This is a genomic window from Streptomyces sp. NPDC057428 (genome assembly GCF_042803195.1).
In the GTDB taxonomy this organism is placed as follows: Bacteria; Actinomycetota; Actinomycetes; order Streptomycetales; family Streptomycetaceae; genus Streptomyces.
This window is the reverse complement of the sequence record NZ_JBHVCT010000010.1, coordinates 38,805-57,740: the sequence shown is the minus strand read 5'-3', so window position 1 is coordinate 57,740 and position 18,936 is coordinate 38,805. Positions and strand designations below refer to the sequence as shown.

Here is an 18,936-nt window from a genome sequence, read left to right as displayed (position 1 = left end):
GGCGGCCCTGCCGAAGCCCCAGGACTCACTCGCCGTGACCTGGGGCTTCTGCTTTTCCCGGGAGCAGCGCACCTGGAGTCGGCCGGGCGTGTGCGGATCCGGCCCCCGGTGCGGGCGTCGACGAGAGGGAGAACATGACCGGGCACGCGAGTACGACGCCGGATGCGGGGGCGGGCGTCCTGCCCGGTCCGCTCGTCGGTGCGGAGTGGCTGTCCGAACGACTGGCCCTGCCCGGGGTCGTGGTCCTCGATGCGTCCGTGGGCGCGCACCGTTGCGCCGGGCGGCGTATCCCGAGGGCCCGGTGCTTCGACATCGACGGCGCCATGTCCGACCACTTGGTGCCGTTGCCGCACACGATGCCCGGGGCGGCGGAGTTCACCGCAGGGATGCGGGCGCTGAGCGTCGACGACGCCGACAGCGTGGTCGTCTACGACACCGCGGGGATCTACTCCAGCGCACGCGCCTGGTGGATGCTCCGCGCCATGGGCTTCGACCGGGTCGCGGTGCTCGACGGCGGCCTGCCCGCCTGGGAGGCCGCCGGGTTCCCGGTGGAGAGCCGGGACCCCGGGACTGCGGAACGGGCCGGTGATTTCACCGCCGGCCCGCGCCCCGGCATGCTCGTCGGCGGTGAGGTGGTCGCCGAGGCCCTGGGCGATCCCCGCTCGGCGGTGCTCGACGCGAGGTCCCGTGAGAGGTACACCGGTTCGGCTCCCGAGCCCCGGGCGCCGACCGGAGTCCAGGGGACGATCACCGGGGAGTCCACGGAGAGAAGTGCCAGAGCCCCGCGCACGCCCAGCAGATCGAGTCCGACCACCGCCGTTCCCAGCACCACGCCCACCAGTCGCAGCACCCCGAGCCCAGGAGCGGGCCTGTGTGCATGGGGAAACCTACCCGCGCGGCCTCGCGCGGGGGAGTCTCAGCGCATGCGGACATCCACTGCCCAGCCCAGGAGCACCCGCGCACCGGGTCACTTGGCGTCCGAATAGCGATCCACGACCGCCGTGGTGAACGGGAACCTGACCGGTGTCTCTCCGAAGGCCACCCGCCCGGCCAGCTCCCCCGCCTCGCGGATCGCCTCCACCACCGCGGGCGCCTCCTCCCGAGGACAGTGCACGATCACCTCGTCGTGCTGGAAGAACACCAGCTCCGCCCGCATGCCTTCTGCGGCCAGCGTCCGCCGCAGAGCCGCCAGCAGCAGGAGCGCCCAGTCCGCCGCGCTGCCCTGGACCACGAAATTGCGGGTGAAGCGGCCCCGGGCCCGGGCGTTCGACGAGGCGTAGCCCGGGGTTGCGCCGTAGCCGCCGCTCTCCCCGGCGGGTGGTTCCTCGCTCTCCTGCGGGATGCCGGCCTCCTCGGCCTCGTCCGCCCCGGCCGCGGGCGGGCTCGTGCGGCCGAGCCAGGTGCGGACGAGCCGGCCCTCCTCGCCCGCCTTCGCCGCGTCGTCGACGTACGCCACGGCATGAGGGAACCGCCGCCGCAGCGCCGCCAGGTTCTTCAGGCCGTCGCCCGAGGTCTGCCCGTAGACGGCGCCGAGCAGTGCGATCTTGGCGTGGTCGCGGTCGCCGTGGAACGCCCGGTCGGACAGGGTCTTGTAGAGGTCGGCGTCGTGACCCGCCACCTCCATGAGCCCCCGGTCGCGGGAGATCGCGGCGAGCACGCGCGGCTCCATCTGGTCGGCGTCCGCCACGACCAGTCGCCATCCCTCGTCGGCGACGACGGCCTGGCGGATCACCTTCGGGATCTGCAGCGCACCGCCGCCGTTGGTGGTCCAGCGGCCGCTGACCGTGCCCCCCGGCTGGTACTCGGGCCGGAAGCGCCCTTCGCGCACCCAGTCCTGGAGCCAGCTCCAGCCGTGTGCCGTCCAGACGCGGTACAGCTTCTTGTACCGGATGAGGGGCTCCACCGCCGGATGGCCGAGCCCCTCCAGCTCCCAGCGCCGGGTCGATTTCACCTTGATCCCGGCCTGCGCGAAGGCCTTCACCACGTCCGCCGGCAGGTCGGGGCGCACGCGTCTGCCGAATGCGGCGGAGACCTCGTCCGCCGCCTCGGCCAGTCTGCGCGGCTCGCCCCCGCCCGCGTAGCGCTCGCCGAGGAGGTCGTTCAGCACCTCGCGGTGCACGTCGGCCCGCCAGGGGAGGCCGGATCTGTTCATCTCGGCGGCGACCAGCATGCCCGCCGACTCGGCAGCCGTGAGCAGCCGCATCCTGCCGGGGTGTTCGGCCGCGTCGTGGCGGCGCAACTGCTCGGCGTACACCTGGAGCAGCGCCTCGAACGGCAGGTCGGTGCCGGAGCGCGGCTCGAAGAGGGAGGACTGCGAACCGGGCTCGGCCGAGCGGGGCGGCGGATCCGGCGGCACCGGGGCGTTGCGCAGCCGGGCCCAGGCCGCCGCGGCGGAGCGGGGCTCGCCGAGCCTGCCCTCATGGCCGAGCAGCAGCAGCTCGGCGCACTCGATGTCGTAGCACCGCTCGACCCGGACCCCCGCGGTGAGCAGCCGCGGGTAGACGGCCGCGGTCGAGCGCCAGACCCAGCGGACCACGTCGGGGCGGGAGCGGACCGACTCCACGAGGTCGGGCTCGGCCAGGACGGGACCCGCGGGCAGGCCGTCGCGCGTCAGCGGCACGACGAGTGCGCCGCCCCCCTCCGCGATGGCCAGAGCCCAACGTTCGGTCATGGGCCGAGTCTTGCACCCGTCACTGACAGCGGCCCCGGGCTCGCCGGGCGGGCCCGCCGGACTGCGGCGAGGATCGTGAGTGAGGTGCGCGCCGCGCGTACCGCGAGCGGCGAGGACGCGGAGGAGCCGGTATGGAAGCGATCGTGTACGAGGAGTTCGGCGGCCCCGAGGTACTGCGCCCGACCCGGATCGACGACGTCCACGCCGGTCCCGGGCAGATCCGGGTGGCGGTCAGGGCGGCCGGGGTGAACCCGGTCGACTACAAGATCCGCAACGGCTGGATGGAAGCGGCGTTCCCGACCCCGCTGCCGGCCGTGCCGGGCAGCGAGTTCTCCGGGGTCGTCGACGAGACCGGTGAGGGCGTGACGGAGTTCGCCGTCGGCGACGCGGTCCTCGGCCGGAGCGCGACCGGGGCGTACGCCGAGTACGTACTGGCCGACGTGGGCGCCGTCGCCCGCAAGCCGGAGGTCCTGGGCTGGGCGGAGGCCGCCGCGCTGCCGGTCGCGACGGCGACCGCCGCCCGGGTGCTGGACGAGCTCGCGGTGTCCGAGGGCGAGACCCTGCTGCTCCACGGGGCGTCCGGAGCGGTCGGTTCCGCCGCCGTCCAGCTGGCCGTCGCCCGGGGTGCCACGGTCATCGGGACCGCCTCACCGGCCAATCACGACTATCTGCGGGTGCTGGGGGCGGTTCCGGTGGCGTACGGGGACGGGCTGGTGGAGCGGGTGCGGGAGGTCGCACCCCAGGGTGTGGACGCGGTGTTCGACGTCGCGGGCAAGGGCGTGCTCGCCGAGTCGGCGGAACTGCGCGGCGGCACCACCGACCGGATCGTCACCATCGCGGACCCGGACGCGGCGCACCACGGCGTCGCCTTCTCGGCGGGCGGCGGTGAGAGCCCCGGCGAGAGCAGGCGGCTCGGCGAGTACGCGCAGGCGGCGGCGGTCGGCGGCCTGCGGATCCCGGTCGAGCGGACCTTCGCGCTCCGCGAGGCGGCGAGAGCACAGGAGCTGAGTGAGGCCGGGCACGTGCGGGGCAAGCTGATCCTGCTCCCCGGGGAACACTGAGCGGCGCGCCGCCGCCTACGCTTGCCGCATGGAATCGGTGATCGACCGGGCGTGCGCCGCGGCCCTGTACTCGGACGGCGACGCGGGGCTGGACACCGGTGCCTCCCTCCTCGCCGCCGACCCGTCCGCCGACGACGAGCTGCATCGCCGGGGCGAGGAGTTCGTGCGCCGCGCGTGGGCGCGCGGCTGGCAGCCCGCCGACGTCGTGCGGACCGTCCGGCGCGAACTGGGCGAGGACGGGGCGGCACTGGCCGCCGCGCTGATCACGGCGGAGACGGCCGGCTACGGGCAGCTGCCTCCGCGCTGGGCGGACCAGATCGCCGCGCTGCCCGCCCCCGCGCCCCGCAACCGTCCCGACCGGTTCACCTACGCCTCGGAAGTCCTGGAGCTCTGCCGGCTGCTGCTGCGGCTCCCCGTCATCGAGCCGGTCGGCCCGCCGCCCGGCGCGGCGGCCGGCGCCCCGCACCTGCCGCCCGTCCATGGCGAGCCCCGCATGCTGACCAGGATCCGGGCGCTGCTCGCCAAGGCGGAGGCGACCGGCTTCCCCGAAGAGGCCGAGGCGCTCACCACCAAGGCGCAGGAGCTGATGGCCCGGCACAGCATCGACGAGGCGCTCCTCGCCGCCCGTACGCACGACGCCGGGGCGCCGGGTGCCTGCCGGATCGGGGTCGACGCCCCGTACGAGAGCGCGAAGGCGGTCCTGCTCGACGCCGTCGCGTCGGCGAACCGCTGCCGTGCCGTGTGGAACAGCGACCTCGGGTTCACCACCGTCGTGGGCTTCGGACCCGACCTCGACGCGGTGGAGCTGCTCTTCACCTCCCTGCTCGTCCAGGGCACCGCCGCGATGACGAGGGCGGAGGCCGGGCAGCGGGCGGCGGGACGCAAGCGGACCAAGACGTTCCGGCAGTCCTTCCTGCTGGCGTACGCCCAGCGCCTCGGCAGCCGCCTCGCGGCCGACACGGCCCGTGTCACCGCCGAGGCCGGCTCAGAGCCCGGCTCCGAGGGCGACGACGGACGTGACGCCCTGCTGCCGGTCCTGGCGGCCAGGGACGTCGCCGTCACCGACACGGCCGAGCGGATGTTCCCGCGGACCACCACGACCCGGCTGCGCGGGGCGACGGACGCCGAGGGATGGGACCACGGAACCGCCGCCGCGGACCGGGCCAGGATGGGCGGACAGGGGCCCGAAATCCGACGCTGAGGGCTCCCCTTGGAAACCGCCATGCGGCTTAAGTCGGCCTTGTGGTGTAATCCGGCTAGTCTCCCTCCATGAGCTGGCTCCGGGCGCTGAAGGAGACCGCCCGCTCGGGGCTGACGATCGAGCGGCGGAGTCTCGAACCGCTCATCGCTCTGCGCGGAGCCGCGGGCCTGGCCATCGTCGTCGGACTGAGCCTGGCGTTCTTCGGCCCGGTGATCGCCGCCGGATCCGCGTTCGGGGCGTTCCAGGCGGCCATCGCGACCTTCCAGCGCAGCTGGCGCCCGCGGCCCGTACTCGCCCTCGTCTCCGGCCTCAGCCTCGCGGTTTCCACGTTCGTCGGCTATCTCACCGTCGACCACACCGTGCTGTTCCTGGTCCTGCTGGTGCTCTGGACGTTCGTCGCCGGTCTGACATGGGCGGCGGGCTCGACCGCGGGCATCATCGCGGGCTCCAGCGTGGCGATCATGCTGGTCACCATCACCCTGCCCACGTCCGTCGCCGACGCCGCGGAACACGCCGGGATGATGGCGCTCGGCGGGCTGGTCCAGGCGGCCCTCATCGTGCTGTTCCCCGTACGGAGATGGGGTGCCCAGCGCGACGCGCTCGCCGACGCACTGGCGGCCGAGGCCGACTACGCCCGCAGGCTGCGGGACGACCCGGTCGCGCCCTTCGACCCCGTACCGCTGATGACGGCCCGCAGCGCGGCCGCCGTCACCCCGCGCCAGGCGCGCCGCCGCCCGGCCGACCTGCACGGGGCGCGCGGGGTCGCCGAACGCCTGCGGCCCGTCCTCGCCTCGCTCGCGGATCCTGCGCTGGGTGTCCCCGCCGACGGCCCGGAGCGCTACTGGGCGCGGGAGATCCTGGGCGCCGCCGGATCCCTGCTCGACTCGGCGGCCCGCGCGGTGCGCCGGGGCGATCCGGTGCGTCTTGACGAGGAGGCCCTCTCCGTACTGAAATCCCCCGACACCGAGGTGATCCTCGTGGGGCCGCCGCGCCGGGCAGCCGAACGGCTCGTCTCGCTGCTCGCCGACGTCGTCGAGATCGCCGAGGGCACCGGCACGGACGACAAGACGCCCGGGGAGCCCCTCGTCCCGCACCGCCGCCGCCCCACCCTGCTGCGGATGGTCCCGGTCGTGTACCGGGCCATGCGCCGCGAGATGCGCCTCGGGTCGACGATCCTGCGGCACGCGGTCCGGGTCTCGGTGGTGGCGGCGGCCGGCTATCTCATCGGCCTGGTGCTGCCGTTCGGCCACGGATACTGGGCACCGATGACCGCCGTCATGGTGATGCGCCCGGAGTTCACCCAGACGTACTCCCGCTCCGTGGCCCGTTTCGGGGGCACCGTGGTCGGGGTCGGGTGCGCGACCGGAATCGTGCAACTGGCACACCCGACCGCGTGGCCCTCCGCGGCGCTCGCCGTGATCAGCGCCGGCCTCATGTACCTGCTCATGCGCACGGGGTACGCCGTCAGCCAGGTCTGTGTGTCCGCCTACGTCGTCTTCCTGCTCGGCATGGCGGGCGACGACTGGGCCCAGACCGTCCCGGAGCGCGTCCTGCTGACGTTCATCGGCGGGCTGCTCGCGATGGTGGCGTACGCCCTCTACCCGGCCTGGGAGACACCGAGGCTGCGGGACCGGCTGGCCGGCTGGCTGGTCACCGACGGGCGCTACGCCGCCACCGTCCTCGAGCGGTACGCCGACCCCGCCTCCCGGAGCCTGGATGACGTGCGCGCGGCGCTGCTCACCACCCGGGAGGCCCGCGTGGCGTGGCAGGAGGCCCTGGAGACGGCCCGCCACGAGCCCGTACGCCATCGGGGCATCTCCCGTACCGCCGCGTCGGACGCCGAGGACGCGCTCGCCCAGTTCGGCCGCGTCGCGATGCTCATGGAGGCCCATCTGCCGACTGTCTCCGCGAGTCCGGTCCCCGAGGCCGCCGGGCTGGCCGTGGCGCTGCGGCGGGCCACGGAGCAGGCGGCCAAGGCGGTGCGGGAGCGCCGCGTCCCGGACTGGGAGCCGGTCCGTGCCGAGCTGAGGCGCCGGGACGCCGAGGGGCCCGTGCCGGACGCCTTCGTGCGCGACGGGGCGACCTTGCTGCTCCATGCCCTGGAGGACTTCTCGCAGGCGCTGGAGGGTACCGGCATGCCGTAGGCGCGACGACGCCTGGGCGGCCGGGGACCCACCCGCTCCTGCGGTTCGTGTCCTCGCCGCCGTGTCGTCGCTGGCGCAACCGGCGAGTGCGGGCGTGGCGACGCGGGAAGCGGTGATCAGGGCGCCGAACTGCGGAATCCCGTGCGCGCGGAGTTGCCCCCTGCTGATTCACGTCCCGAAAGACGGCGGCGGTCTGCGGGACGGGAACAGAACAACTCCGTTTACCGGGAGCTAAATTGGCGTGCCGTTCGTCCTCTTCCATAGGGGCGGATGAACGGGGAAGCGGGGGAGTGGATCAGGGGGAAAGTCTGTAATCGGGTGCACACCCCCCGTGCACGTGCATCTGCTCATGCATTGGCATATGAACACAGCTATGATCCGAGCTAGTTGACACTTGCACCTTGCAACTCGGGGAGCGTCCTGTGCACCACGTGTACAACGGCATGGCGGCCACAGAGCTTCGCGGAGTCGTCTGGCAGAAGAGCAGACACAGCAACTCGCAGGGGTCCTGCGTGGAGTTCGCGAAACTGCCCGGAGGAAATGTGGCGATGCGGAACTCGCGCCACCCCGACGGGCCCGCGCTCGTCTATACGCCGGCGGAGATAGAGGCGCTGCTGCTGGGCGTCAAGGAGGGGGAGTTCGACCACCTCGCGACGGGTGCCTGACGGCGCACGGGGCGCGGTGGTGCCGCTGCCCGACGGGAGTGGTGTGCGCGGACGGCGGGGCCGGTGAAGCGTGCTGCGGCGCGGGCCGCCCGGCGCGGCCGTTCGACGGCCGGCCGCCCCCGCGACTACAAGCTGTCGGGGAACGCGTCCACCGGGACGGGGCGCACGGGAACGGCGTGGTCCGTCAGCCGGAACAGCGCCCACACCACTTTGCCCCGTGATGCCGCAGCGGGCGTGGCGTCCTGGCCGAGGAGCGGTGAGGGGTGCCAGCCCCAGCAGTCGCTGAACGACTCGACGAGGAAAAGTCCCCGGCCGGACTCGGCCGAATCCGGCGCCTCGCCCGCGACAGGGCTCTCCTCGCTCGGGTCGCGCACCGCGCACACCAGCCGTGAGGTCCAGCGCATGAGGTGCAGCCGCACGGAGGAGTCCTGGTGTCTCGGTGCGGATTCGTCCGGGAGTCCGTGCCGGAGAGCGTTGGTGACCAGCTCGGACACGACCAGGGCGACGTCGTCGAAGCGGTCGCCGAGGTCCCACGAGGTCAGTGTCGTACGGGTGAACTTCCGTGCACCGCCCACAGCTTCGTACCGGGCCGGCAGCGAGCAGGAAGCTGATCCCGCGACCGCCGAGGGGTCGATGGGTGGAAGCCCCTGCCGTAACGGCTCGAGCATCGTCGATCCATCCGTCCCCATGCGAGGCACTCCCAGGATTCGCGGCTGTGGCGACACTGCTTGTAGCGGGCACTGCGGATACAGCGGCACAAAACGAACGAGCACGCAGGTGCGCGAGGACCATGGTTCCCAATGCGCACGGCAGATGCAAGGGCAGATGCACGTGCACGCGCCGGACCTGCCCGGTAGCGTGCCGGTTCTGACTCATTTCTTCCGCTTCACAGTTTTTGGTTTTTCGGAAAGCCTTGCCATCTCTGTAATCGAATGAGTACGGGCTGAAGCGTTTTGGTGGCAGAATCCGGCTCCGGGGTTCGGGGGAGCTCCGGTGTACGGGAAGCGATGGGGAGGGTCGGAAGCCAGTGTCGGCAGGCGAGTCGAGTGGTTCTGTGGTGCGGCGCATCCTGCTGGGCTCACAGCTCAGGCGCTTGCGCGAGTCGCGCGGCATCACCCGTGAGGCGGCCGGCTACTCGATCCGCGCCTCCGAATCGAAGATCAGCCGCATGGAGTTGGGACGGGTGAGCTTCAAGGCCAGGGACGTCGAGGACCTGCTCACGCTGTACGGAGTCACTGACGAGGCGGAGCGGGACTCCCTGCTCGGTCTGGCCCGTGAGGCCAACGTGGCGGGCTGGTGGCACAGTTACGGCGACGTGCTGCCCGGCTGGTTCCAGACATACATCGGTCTGGAGGGGGCGGCCTCGCTCATCCGGATCTACGAAGTGCAGTTCGTCCACGGGCTGCTGCAGACCGAGGCCTACGCCCATGCCGTCGTCGCGCGCGGCATGCCCGGCGCCCCGCCGGCCGAGATCGACCGGCGGGTCGCGCTGCGGCTGGCGCGCCAGAAGGCACTCGTCTCGGAGCGGGCCCCCCGCTTCCACGCCGTGCTGGACGAGGCGGCCCTGCGCCGTCCCTATGGCGGTCGCGAAGTGATGCGGGCGCAGTTGCGGCATCTGATCGACATGTCGGAGCAGCCGAACATCACTCTTCAGGTGATGCCGTTCAGTTTCGGTGGCCACGCGGGCGAGAGCGGGGCATTCACGATGCTGCGCTTCCCGGAATCCGATCTGTCGGACATCGTATATCTGGAGCAGCTGACAAGTGCCCTCTATCTGGACAAGGGCGAGGAAGTCGCCCAGTACGAAAAGGCCATGGCGCGGCTCCACGAGGACAGTCCTGGTCCGGAGGAGAGCCGGGATCTTCTCCGGGGACTCCTTCAACTGACCTGAATCGACAGTACTATGACGAACTGACAGGAGTCGGCGCCTGCAGTAAGGGATTGAATGTCCTTCTTCAGTGAACTGGCCCACCAGTACATCGACGGCGAGTGGCTGTCCGGTGGCGGTGCGTGGGACATCATTGATTTCAATCCCTTCAACGGCGAAAAGCTCTGCTCCGTCACCGTGGCGACGGCGGCGGAAGTCGATCGTGCCTACCGTGCGGCCGGACGGGCCCAGACCGAATGGGCGTCCGCCAATCCTTATGTGCGGCGCGACGTTCTGGAGAAGGCCGCCCGGCTCGTCGGAGAACGTGGCGACGAAATCGCCGAGCTGATCATCGACGAGCTCGGCGGCACGCGTCACCGGGCCGAGTACGAGGTGCGCATCGCGCAGGAGTTCCTGCGCGATGCGGCCGCCCAGGCGCTCCGTCCATCGGGCCGGCTGCTGCCTTCCCTGGCCGACGGCAAGGAGAACAGGGTCTACCGGCTGCCCGTCGGGGTCGTGGGCGTCATCAGCGCCTTCAACTTCCCCTTCCTGGTGACGATGAAGACGGTCGCCCCCGCGCTGGCCCTGGGAAACGCGGTCGTCGTGAAGCCGCACCAGAACGCCCCGATAGCCGGGGGAGGACTGGTCGCCCGGATCTTCGAGGACGCGGGACTGCCCGCCGGGCTCCTCAACGTCCTCATCACCGACAGCGCCGAGATCGGCGACGCGTTCATCGAGCATCCCGTGCCCAAGGTGATCTCCTTCACCGGCTCGGACAGGGTCGGCCGGCACGTGGCCGCCACCGCGGCCGGGCTCTTCAAGAGGACCGTGCTCGAACTCAGCGGCAACAGCGCGCTGGTCGTCCTGGAGGACGCCGACCTCGACCACGCGGTCCGGGCGGCCGTCTTCAGCCGCTTCCTGTTCCAGGGGCAGGTCAGCATGGCGGCGAACCGCATCCTGGTCGACAGGTCCGTGGAGGCGGAGTTCTCGGCGCGGCTCACGGACGAGGTGTCCGCCCTGGGAGTCGGCGATCCGCGCGATCCCGGCACCCGGATCGGACCCGTCATCAGCGAGTTCCAGGCGGACGCGCTCACAGCGCTGGTCGACGGCGCGCTCGCCGACGGGGCCACGGCTCTCGTGCGGGGCCGTACGCGCGGCACGCTCGTCGGGCCGACCATACTCACCGGGCTGCCCGAGGGCTCACCGCTGCTGGAGCAGGAGATCTTCGGCCCGGTGGCCCTGCTGGTGCCGTTCGACGGTGAGGACGACGCCGTACGCCTCGTCAACGACAGTCCGTACGGACTCAGCGGCGCCGTGCACACGGCGGACGCCGAACGCGGCGTGCGGTTCGCCCGCCGTGTCACCGGCGGGATGTTCCACGTCAACGGCCCCACGGTGCAGGACGACCCGCTCGTCGCGTTCGGGGGCGAGAAGGCGTCGGGCATGGGACGGCTCAACGGCGAGGCCGCGGTCGAGGCCTTCACCACCCAGAAGTGGATCTCGGTGCAGCACGGGCGAACGGTCTTTCCCTTCTGACACCCGCGGTCAAGGACGGATTCCGGCCTGGTGGTTCCTTACGTTGACAGCGCACACAGTCGACGTCCGACCGAAAGCAGACACCATGGTCACGCACGTTCCCGCAGGCGCTCCCGACGACGAGAGGAGCATGCTCCTCGCTTTCGTCGAGGCGCAGCGGGGCGCGATCCGGCGCTCCGTGCTCGGACTCACCGAGGAACAGGCGGCGAGCCGTCCCACGGTCAGCGAGTTCTCCCTGTCCGGGCTGCTCAAGCACGCCGCCGAGACGGAGCTGAACTGGCTTCGGATGGCCCAGCAGCTCCCGAACGACCGGCAGCGGGACGAGACCACCTGGGCCGACAGCTTCCGGCTCGTCGGCGACGAGACCGTCCCCCGGATGCTCGAGTTCTGGAAGAAGGTCGCTTCGGAGACCGAGACCTTCATCCACCACGAGGTCGGCCACATGAGCGACACCTTCCCGCTTCCGCCCGCGCCCTGGTACCCCGAGAACGAGCACTGCTCGATGCGCTGGCTCCTGGTCCACCTGGTCGAGGAGATCGGCCGCCACGCCGGCCACGCCGACATCCTCCGTGAGTCGCTGGACGGCAGGAAGGCCCTCGACCTGGTCGCCCAGGAGGCGGGTTCCCCCAGCCGGAGCTGAATACATAGGGTGGACGCATGTCGGCGATCCGTCTCCTGGTCCTGGGCGCCGTGCGTCAGCACGGCCGTGCGCACGGCTACCAGGTGCGCAACGACCTGGAGTACTGGGGCGCCCACGAATGGTCCAACGCCAAGCCGGGATCGATCTACCACGCACTCAAGCAGATGGCGAAACAGGGACTGCTCCTCGCCCACGAGATCGCCCCGTCCACGGCCGGCGGCCCGCCCCGCACCGAGTACGAGGTCACCGAGCAGGGCACCCAGGAGTTCTTCGCGCTGCTGAGGTCCGCCCTGACCTCGTACGACCCGGGTGTGGACGTGCTCTCGGCGGGCATCGGCTTCGTCGTCGAGCTGCAGCGGCAGGAGGCGCTGGCGCTCCTGCGCCGGCGCATCACCGCGATCGAGGGCTGGCGCGCGTCGGTCACGGAACACTACACACCGTCCGAGGGTCCCGAATCGCTCGGGCACATCGGCGAGATCATGAACATGTGGGTCCACTCGGCGGACGCGGGAGCCGAGTGGACCCGCGGCCTCATCGCGCGGGTCGAGGCCGGTGCGTACACCTTCGCGGGGGAGGGGGAGCCGTTCGTCGGGGTGCTCGCCGAGGGGCAGGAGAATCCGTACGCGACCGGGACACCGGACCCGGGGGACGTCGGCTGACCGTTGCCGGGGCCCCGGGCGGCCGGCGGACGGGTCAGTGGTGGAAGGCCGTCTGGGCCGCCTTGTCCCGCTGCGAGGGGTGCTCCTGGGCGCGCAGCTCCGGCAGGAGGGTCCGCAGGTCGTCCAGCAGCAGCTCCGCGAGGTCCGACGAGAAGCCGTTGCGGCAGACGACGCGGAGCACGGACAGGTCCTGACGGTTGGCCGGGAAGGTGTACGCGGGCACCAGCCAGCCGCGCTCACGCAGCCGCCGCGACACGTCGAAGACGTCGTACGCCGTGATCTCGGGCTTGGTCGTCACGGCGAACACCGGCAACTCGTCGCCCCGGGTGAGGAGCCGGAAGTCCCCGAGTGTCTCGAACCCCGCTGCGAGTCTCATCGCGATGTCCCGGGACGTCTGCTGGACGGCCCGGTAGCCTTCCCGGCCCAGCCTGAGGAACGTGTAGTACTGCGCCACCACCTGCGCGCCGGGCCGGGAGAAGTTCAGTGCGAAGGTCGGCATGTCGCCGCCCAGGTAGTTGACCCGGAAGACCAGCTCCTCCGGCAGCTCGGCCGGCGAACGCCAGAGCGCCCAGCCGACGCCGGGGTAGACCAGGCCGTACTTGTGCCCGGAGGTGTTGATCGAGGACACCCGGGGGAGCCGGAAGTCCCACAACAGGTCCTTGTCCAGGAACGGGGCCACCATCGCCCCGGACGCGCCGTCCACATGGACGGGGATGTCGAGCCCCGTGCGCTCCTGGAGGTCGTCCAGCGCGGCGCAGAGATCGGCGATCGGTTCGTAGGAGCCGTCGAACGTCGAGCCGAGGATCCCGACCACGCCGATGGTGTTCTCGTCGCACAGCTCGGCCGCGGCCTGCGGGTCCAGGTTGAACCGCTCACCGCCCATCGGGACCTGGCGGGCCTCGACCTCCCAGAACGCGCAGAACTTCTCCCAGCACACCTGGACATTGACGCCCATGACCAGGTTGGGCCGGGCCGACGCCGGATAGCGGTCGGAGTTCCTGTTGGACCAGCGCCGCTTGAGCGCCAGCCCGGCCAGCATGCAGGCCTCGCTGGAGCCTGTGGTCGAGCACCCCACCGTGGTCATCGGATCGGGTGCGTTCCAGAGGTCGGCGAGCATCGCCACGCAGCGCCGTTCCAGCTCGGCGGTACGCGGGTACTCGTCCTTGTCGATCATGTTCTTGTCGCGGCACTCGTCCATCAGCACGCCGGCCTGGGGTTCCATCCAGGTGGTGACGAACGTGGCGAGGTTGAGCCGTGAGTTCCCGTCGAGCATCAGCTCGTCGTGGACGAGCCGGTAAGCGGTCAGTGGGGGCAGCGGCCCGTCCGGGAGCTGGTGGGTCGGCGGCGCCGCGATCATCTGCGCGGTCGGATCGGCCTCCCCGAAGAACGGGTTGAGGGCCAGCCTGCGGTGCTCCTCGGAGGGCGCCGCCTTGCCGTGTGAACCCTGGTGCAGTGGCATCGGTGAGTCGACCCCTTCAGTTCTCTGCCGCGAGTCCGGCCTTGATGGCCCGGGTGAACTTCACGACGCGTTCGGCCTGGACGCGCGCGGCGGTCAGGGTCTGCTCGCCGACCGGCATGTCGCCCTGACCGGCCACGTGGGACGTGCCGTAGGGGTTGCCGTCGACGAACTTCGACGCGTCGGTGTAGCCGGGCGGGACGAGGATGCCGCCGAAGTGGTGGATCGTGTTGTACAAGGCCAGCAGGGTCGACTCCTGCCCGCCATGGGTGGTGGCGCTCGCGGTAAAGCCGCTGTAGACCTTGTCCGCCAGCTTTCCCGCCTGCCAGAGGCCGCCCAGCGTGTCCAGGAACTGCTTGAGCTGGGCGGCGACGTTGCCGTACCTCGTCGGCGTACCGAAGATCACCGCGTCCGCCCAGACCATGTCGTCCGGCGACGCCTCGCGGACACCGGCAGTCGCCGTCGCGTGTGCGGCCCAGGCCGGGTTCGAGTCGATGGCGGCCTGCGGGGCGAGCTCGGCGGTCTTGCGCACCCGGACCTGGGCGCCGGCGTTCTCGGCGTACTTCGCGATGGCGTCGGCGATGGCCGAGATGGTGCCGGTGGAGGAGTAGTAGACGACGGCGACGTTGACGGACGTGGGCATGCGGGCAACCTCCGGTGAGGGGACGCGGCCGAACCGCGGGGAAGAGGGGGGAGTCAGGTCCTGCTGATCACGGCCGCCGTTCCGTAGGCGCAGACCTCGGTGCCCACGTCCGCCGCCTCGCTCACGTCGAACCGCATCATCAGCACCGCGTTCGCTCCGCGTGCCCTGGCCTGCTCGACGAGGCGCTCCATCGCCTGGTTGCGCGTCTCTACCAGGGTCTTCGTCAGCCCCTTGAGCTCGCCACCGACCATCGACTTCAGCCCCGCGCCGATCTGGCTGCCGAGATGGCGCGAGCGGACCGTGAGCCCGAAGACCTCACCGATGACCTCGGTGACCTGATGGCCGGGTACGTCGTTCGTCGTGACGACGAGGACGTCCGCCCGCGGCGTCTGCCCGCCGCCGTAGTCCGCAATGCCCATGATGTGGCACCTCCTGCGGAAAGCCTCGCCCCCGTTCGAGCCGTGCGCATCCTCGCTTACGCCAGTGGAACCCAGGCGTCCGCCGCGGCGTTGATAACTTGGGGCGGCCACGCACGCCGCGCACACCGACCAACCCTGGAGCCCGGACCCTTGAATACGATTGCGCTCGGCCCGAGCTGGCTGGACCCGGACCATCTGCTCAACACCTTCGGGCTGCCCGGCCTCCTGCTCATCGTGTTCGCCGAGTCCGGACTGCTGATCGGGTTCTTCCTGCCCGGTGACTCGCTGCTTTTCACCACGGGCCTCCTGGTGACCACGGGCGATCTGAAGTACCCGTTGTGGCTGGTCTGCGTCCTGGTCGCGCTGGCGGCGATCATCGGTGACCAGGTCGGTTACCTCTTCGGAAGGAAGGTGGGACCGTCGCTCTTCAAGCGGCCGGACTCCCGCCTCTTCAAGCAGGAGAACGTCGAGAAGGCGCACGACTTCTTCGAGAAGTACGGACCGAAGTCGCTGGTGCTGGCCCGCTTCGTGCCCATCGTCCGGACGTTCACGCCGATCATCGCCGGTGTGAGCCGGATGAACTACCGCTCGTTCATCACGTTCAACATCATCGGCGGCGTTCTCTGGGGCGTCGGCGTGACGCTGCTCGGTGCCGCCCTCGGCAAGATCGAATTCGTCCACAAGCACATCGAACTGATCCTCATCCTGATCGTTCTGATCTCTGTGGTGCCGATCCTCATCGAGTTCCTCCGGGCACGCAGCCGGTCCAGGAAGGAGGCTGCGGAGCGGCAGCAGGAGGACCGCGGCTCATCGGACGACAGCCCGTACGGCGGTGGCGACGGTCCGCACGCCGATCCGTTCGACGACGGCCGCAACGGCCCGTACAACGGCGGTCCGCAGGCCGGCGCGTACGACGGCAGCGTGCCCGGCCGGTACGACGCCGGGCAGAGTGGCCCGTACGGCGGAGGCCAGGGCGCTCAGTACGGCAACGGCCGGTACGACGCGGGCCAGGCAGGCCCGTACGGCGACGGCGGCAACCAGTACGGCGGTGGACAGCAGGGTCAGTACGGCACGGCGCAGCAGGGCCAGTACGGCGCTCCGCAGCAGGAGCAGTACGGCACTGCGCAGGCCGGTCAGTACGGCGCACCCGGGCAGGGGCAGTACGGCGCGCCCGGGCAGGGCCAGTACGGCGCCCCGCAGCAGGGTCAGTACGGCAGCGGACAGGCATGGCCGTACGGCGGCGGGCAGCAGGGCGCCCAGTACGGCGGCGCCGACGGACGGTACGGCGCCCCGGGGCAGCAGCAGTACGGCGGGGCGGACCAGGCCGGCCGGTACGACGACGGCCAGGCCGGCTCCTGGAGCGGCGGCCAGGACACCGGTCGTCGCGTTGAGCGCCCCGGTGACGGCCAGGAGGGCGACGCCGCCCAGTACGGCTGGCGGGACGAGCGCTGATCCCGAACACGCGCGAACGGCGCCCCGCTCCCTCCTCGCAGGGGGCGGGGCGCCGTTCGCTCGTCAGAAGCCCCTGGTCCGCTTGGCCGCACGGCGGGAGGCGCCTTCGACCGCGCCCGGCACCCGCATGAACAGCCGCGAGATCTCGCTCCCCAGGTTGACACCGATGGCGATGGCCAGCGCCGTGGCGACAGCGGTGAACAGCGAGGTGAGCCCGTCGTCCACCTCGTTCTGCGCCACGCCCAGCAGACCGAAGTACGTCGCCGAACCGGGCAGCAGCGGGCCGATCGCCGCGGTGATGTACGGCAGCGACGAGGTGTAGCGGTAGCGGGAGAACAGCTGGCCGAACAGTCCCACCAGACCGGCCGCGACCGCTGTCGCCGCCACCGGTGAGATCCCGCCGGTGCGGGCCATCGCCCCGAAGATGATCCAGGCGACGCCGCCGTTCAGGGTCACGGCGAGGACCGTGGAGCGTTCCTGCTGGAGCAGGATCGCGAAGGCCAGGGTGAGGGTCATCGAGGCGAGGATCTGGAGCACGGGCCGGTCGTTGGGCACGAACCGTGCTTCCGGGTTGAGCTGGGCGCCGAGCTGTACACCCAGGTAGAGCATCAGCAGTACGCCCGCCACGATGCCGATGAAGAAGTACATGACCTCCAGGAGCCGGGCCCCTGCGGTGAGGTAGTAGCCGGTCAGGCCGTCCTGCACGCCCGCGACGAGGGCGCGCCCGGGCAGCAGCGCGAAGAGACCACCGGTGATCACCGCGGACGGCCGGATGTCCGTCGAATGGGTGAGGGTCAGCAGGATGCCCATCGCCGCCGGGGGCATGGCCGCCACCGTGAACTGGTAGAACTCCGGCAGTCCGCGCCCCGCGCAGAGCCAGGCCAGCCGGTCGCCGAGCATCGCGCCGGCCGCCGCCACGACGAAGACCAGGACCCCGCCGCCGACCAGTACCGATGCCGAGCCGGCGAGGACACCGGCGGCGGCGGTCAGCACCCAGCCCGGGTAGGGGTGGCGGTTGCGCCGGATCTCGGCGAGGCGCCGGTAGGCCTCCTCCAGCGAGACCTCGACGTGCTCCGCCGTCGTGATGTCGTCGATCAGCTGGAACACCGCGGCCAGCCGGGTGTAGTCGGTGCCCCGGCGGCGTACCGTCCGGCTCGCGGTCACCGGGTCGTCGACCAGCGACGGCTGGTGCGAGATCGACAGCAGGGTGAAGGTGACCGTCGGCTCGCAGCGGTCGAGTCCGTAGGAGCGCGACACCGCGAACATGGCGGCCTCGACGTCCTCGGCCCCCTCACCACCGGCGAGCAGCAGCTCTCCGATACGGAGCGTCAGGTCGAGCACGCGCGGTACGGCGGGACCCGAGTCGTCGGTCTTCTGCACCATCTCGGGAGCCGGACGGTCGAAGACCGGCATGCGCAGTATCGTGCGCATCCGGTCCTGCCAGGGGGCCTCCTTGGTCAGCCGGACCATCGGAATGCCGTGCGCGGGAGTGAAGGCGGGCGGCTGCTGCTGCGCTTTGTACCCGCTCGGCGGAACGAAGGCGGACGACAGCGCGTCGGACGCCGAACCTCCCCCCGCCCCCGAAGCGGAACCCTGACCTGATCCCGAGGACGCCGACGGATCGGTGTGCAGACCCGCCGGAAGGGCGAATTCCGACGTGGGGTGGTCGTCCTCCTGCGGAGCCGCCGGCTGCTCCGTACCGGCCGGCGGGACGAAGGCGCTGCGTGCCTCGTCGGACTGGGGCTTCTGGTCCTCGGGACCGCCCTGTTCCGCCACCACTCGACCTCGTTCCTTACTCGACCGCCCGTCCTGGGAGCGCTTCTGCCCAGTATGTGCACGGACATGGGCCGCCACGCGCAACGGGCGGCGCACCGGTCAAGGTGTGCCGCCCGTCGGTTACCGCGGTCAGTGGGCCCGATCGGCCCCGAGCGCCGCGATCCACGCCGCCCCGCCCGTAAGCGGAACCGGAAGGATCACGTCAGTGTGCGCCGCCCTGCGCCTCGAGACGCTTGTAGGAGGCCTCGATCTCGGCCTCGGCCTCGGTGCGGCCGACCCAGTCGGCGCCCTCGACGGACTTGCCCGGCTCCAGGTCCTTGTAGACCTCGAAGAAGTGCTGGATCTCCAGGCGGTCGAACTCCGACACGTGGTGGATGTCGCGAAGGTGCTCCACCCGGGGGTCGGACGCGGGGACGCACAGCAGCTTGTCGTCGCCGCCCGCCTCGTCGGTCATCCGGAACATGCCGATGGCGCGGCACTTGATGAGACAACCGGGGAAGGTCGGCTCGTCCAGGATGACCAGCGCGTCCAGCGGGTCGCCGTCCTCGCCGAGGGTGTTCTCGACGAAGCCGTAGTCGGCCGGGTAGCTGGTCGAGGTGAAGAGTCGACGGTCCAGGCGGATCCGACCGGTCTCGTGGTCCACCTCGTACTTGTTCCGCGAACCCTTCGGGATCTCGATGGTGACGTCGAACTCCACGGGTGGCTCCTCCATGATCAACACATACGACTGGTGGTTAAGTGTCCCT

Annotated in this window: 17 protein-coding genes; 10 read left to right on the top strand and 7 right to left on the bottom strand. The window is 71.2% G+C overall.

The annotated features are described in order from the left end of the window. Positions 1-134 precede the first annotated feature (134 nt). Entirely contained in the window at positions 135-986 is an 852-nt protein-coding gene (locus ACFU5K_RS06455; RefSeq protein ID WP_384057598.1) for a sulfurtransferase, read from the top strand. On the opposite strand, the gene ACFU5K_RS06450 is transcribed toward ACFU5K_RS06455, so the two are convergent. Beyond that, positions 968-2,671, bottom strand: coding sequence for a bifunctional 3'-5' exonuclease/DNA polymerase (locus ACFU5K_RS06450; RefSeq protein ID WP_384057596.1), 1,704 nt, complete (start codon positions 2,669-2,671; stop codon positions 968-970). The two genes, ACFU5K_RS06455 and ACFU5K_RS06450, sit on opposite strands and share 19 nt — an antisense overlap. A 131-nt stretch (positions 2,672-2,802) precedes the next feature. Between ACFU5K_RS06450 and ACFU5K_RS06445 the strand changes: the two genes are divergently transcribed. From ACFU5K_RS06445 to ACFU5K_RS06430, 4 genes are all read left to right on the top strand, one after another. Continuing rightward, positions 2,803-3,732 (top strand): NADP-dependent oxidoreductase, encoded by a 930-nt coding sequence (locus ACFU5K_RS06445; protein WP_384057594.1) that lies wholly within the window; start codon positions 2,803-2,805, stop codon positions 3,730-3,732. Positions 3,733-3,760: 28 nt separating this feature from the next. Then, positions 3,761-4,933 carry a DUF2786 domain-containing protein gene (locus ACFU5K_RS06440; RefSeq protein ID WP_384057592.1) on the top strand — a complete coding sequence of 391 codons (1,173 nt, stop codon included), beginning with the start codon at positions 3,761-3,763 and terminating at the stop codon, positions 4,931-4,933. Between the two features lie 68 nt (positions 4,934-5,001). Continuing rightward, entirely contained in the window at positions 5,002-7,077 is a 2,076-nt protein-coding gene (locus tag ACFU5K_RS06435) for an FUSC family protein (RefSeq protein WP_384057590.1), read from the top strand. Between the two features lie 422 nt (positions 7,078-7,499). Then, positions 7,500-7,742 carry a DUF397 domain-containing protein gene (locus ACFU5K_RS06430; protein ID WP_384057588.1) on the top strand — a complete coding sequence of 81 codons (243 nt, stop codon included), beginning with the start codon at positions 7,500-7,502 and terminating at the stop codon, positions 7,740-7,742. Positions 7,743-7,867: 125 nt separating this feature from the next. Here the strand turns inward: ACFU5K_RS06430 and ACFU5K_RS06425 are convergent, their stop codons facing one another. Beyond that, complete coding sequence (locus tag ACFU5K_RS06425; protein ID WP_384057586.1) at positions 7,868-8,410, bottom strand: ATP-binding protein; 543 nt, start codon at positions 8,408-8,410, stop codon at positions 7,868-7,870. A 359-nt stretch (positions 8,411-8,769) separates the two neighbouring features. Between ACFU5K_RS06425 and ACFU5K_RS06420 the strand changes: the two genes are divergently transcribed. The 4 genes from ACFU5K_RS06420 (at position 8,770) to ACFU5K_RS06405 (ending at position 12,444) form a co-directional block, all read left to right on the top strand. Next, complete coding sequence (locus tag ACFU5K_RS06420) at positions 8,770-9,633, top strand: helix-turn-helix domain-containing protein (protein WP_384057584.1); 864 nt, start codon at positions 8,770-8,772, stop codon at positions 9,631-9,633. A 54-nt stretch (positions 9,634-9,687) separates the two neighbouring features. Continuing rightward, on the top strand, positions 9,688-11,145 hold the full coding sequence (locus tag ACFU5K_RS06415; RefSeq protein WP_384057582.1) for an aldehyde dehydrogenase family protein: 1,458 nt from the start codon (positions 9,688-9,690) through the stop codon (positions 11,143-11,145). Positions 11,146-11,230: 85 nt separating this feature from the next. Further along, a complete protein-coding gene (locus ACFU5K_RS06410) occupies positions 11,231-11,785 on the top strand; it encodes a DinB family protein (RefSeq protein ID WP_384057580.1) in 555 nt (184 codons plus the stop codon). A 17-nt stretch (positions 11,786-11,802) separates the two neighbouring features. Further along, on the top strand, positions 11,803-12,444 hold the full coding sequence (locus ACFU5K_RS06405; RefSeq protein WP_384057578.1) for a PadR family transcriptional regulator: 642 nt from the start codon (positions 11,803-11,805) through the stop codon (positions 12,442-12,444). A 34-nt stretch (positions 12,445-12,478) separates the two neighbouring features. On the opposite strand, the gene ACFU5K_RS06400 is transcribed toward ACFU5K_RS06405, so the two are convergent. The 3 genes from ACFU5K_RS06400 to ACFU5K_RS06390 are packed head-to-tail and all read right to left on the bottom strand — an operon-like array spanning position 12,479 to position 14,962. Next, on the bottom strand, positions 12,479-13,903 hold the full coding sequence (locus ACFU5K_RS06400) for a glutamate decarboxylase (RefSeq protein WP_384057576.1): 1,425 nt from the start codon (positions 13,901-13,903) through the stop codon (positions 12,479-12,481). A 16-nt stretch (positions 13,904-13,919) separates the two neighbouring features. Further along, positions 13,920-14,543 carry an NAD(P)H:quinone oxidoreductase gene (wrbA, locus tag ACFU5K_RS06395; RefSeq protein ID WP_384057574.1) on the bottom strand — a complete coding sequence of 208 codons (624 nt, stop codon included), beginning with the start codon at positions 14,541-14,543 and terminating at the stop codon, positions 13,920-13,922. Positions 14,544-14,596: 53 nt separating this feature from the next. Further along, a complete protein-coding gene (locus ACFU5K_RS06390) occupies positions 14,597-14,962 on the bottom strand; it encodes a YbjQ family protein (protein ID WP_384057572.1) in 366 nt (121 codons plus the stop codon). A gap of 150 nt (positions 14,963-15,112) precedes the next feature. On the opposite strand from ACFU5K_RS06390, the gene ACFU5K_RS06385 reads away from it, so the two are divergent. Next, positions 15,113-16,414: a VTT domain-containing protein gene (locus tag ACFU5K_RS06385; RefSeq protein WP_384057570.1), complete on the top strand. Its 1,302-nt coding sequence runs from the start codon at positions 15,113-15,115 to the stop codon at positions 16,412-16,414. A gap of 63 nt (positions 16,415-16,477) precedes the next feature. On the opposite strand, the gene ACFU5K_RS06380 is transcribed toward ACFU5K_RS06385, so the two are convergent. Further along, a complete protein-coding gene (locus tag ACFU5K_RS06380; protein ID WP_384057568.1) occupies positions 16,478-18,193 on the bottom strand; it encodes a threonine/serine exporter ThrE family protein in 1,716 nt (571 codons plus the stop codon). A 199-nt stretch (positions 18,194-18,392) separates the two neighbouring features. Next, entirely contained in the window at positions 18,393-18,887 is a 495-nt protein-coding gene (locus tag ACFU5K_RS06375) for an inorganic diphosphatase (RefSeq protein ID WP_018959738.1), read from the bottom strand. Between the last annotated feature and the right edge of the window lie 49 nt (positions 18,888-18,936).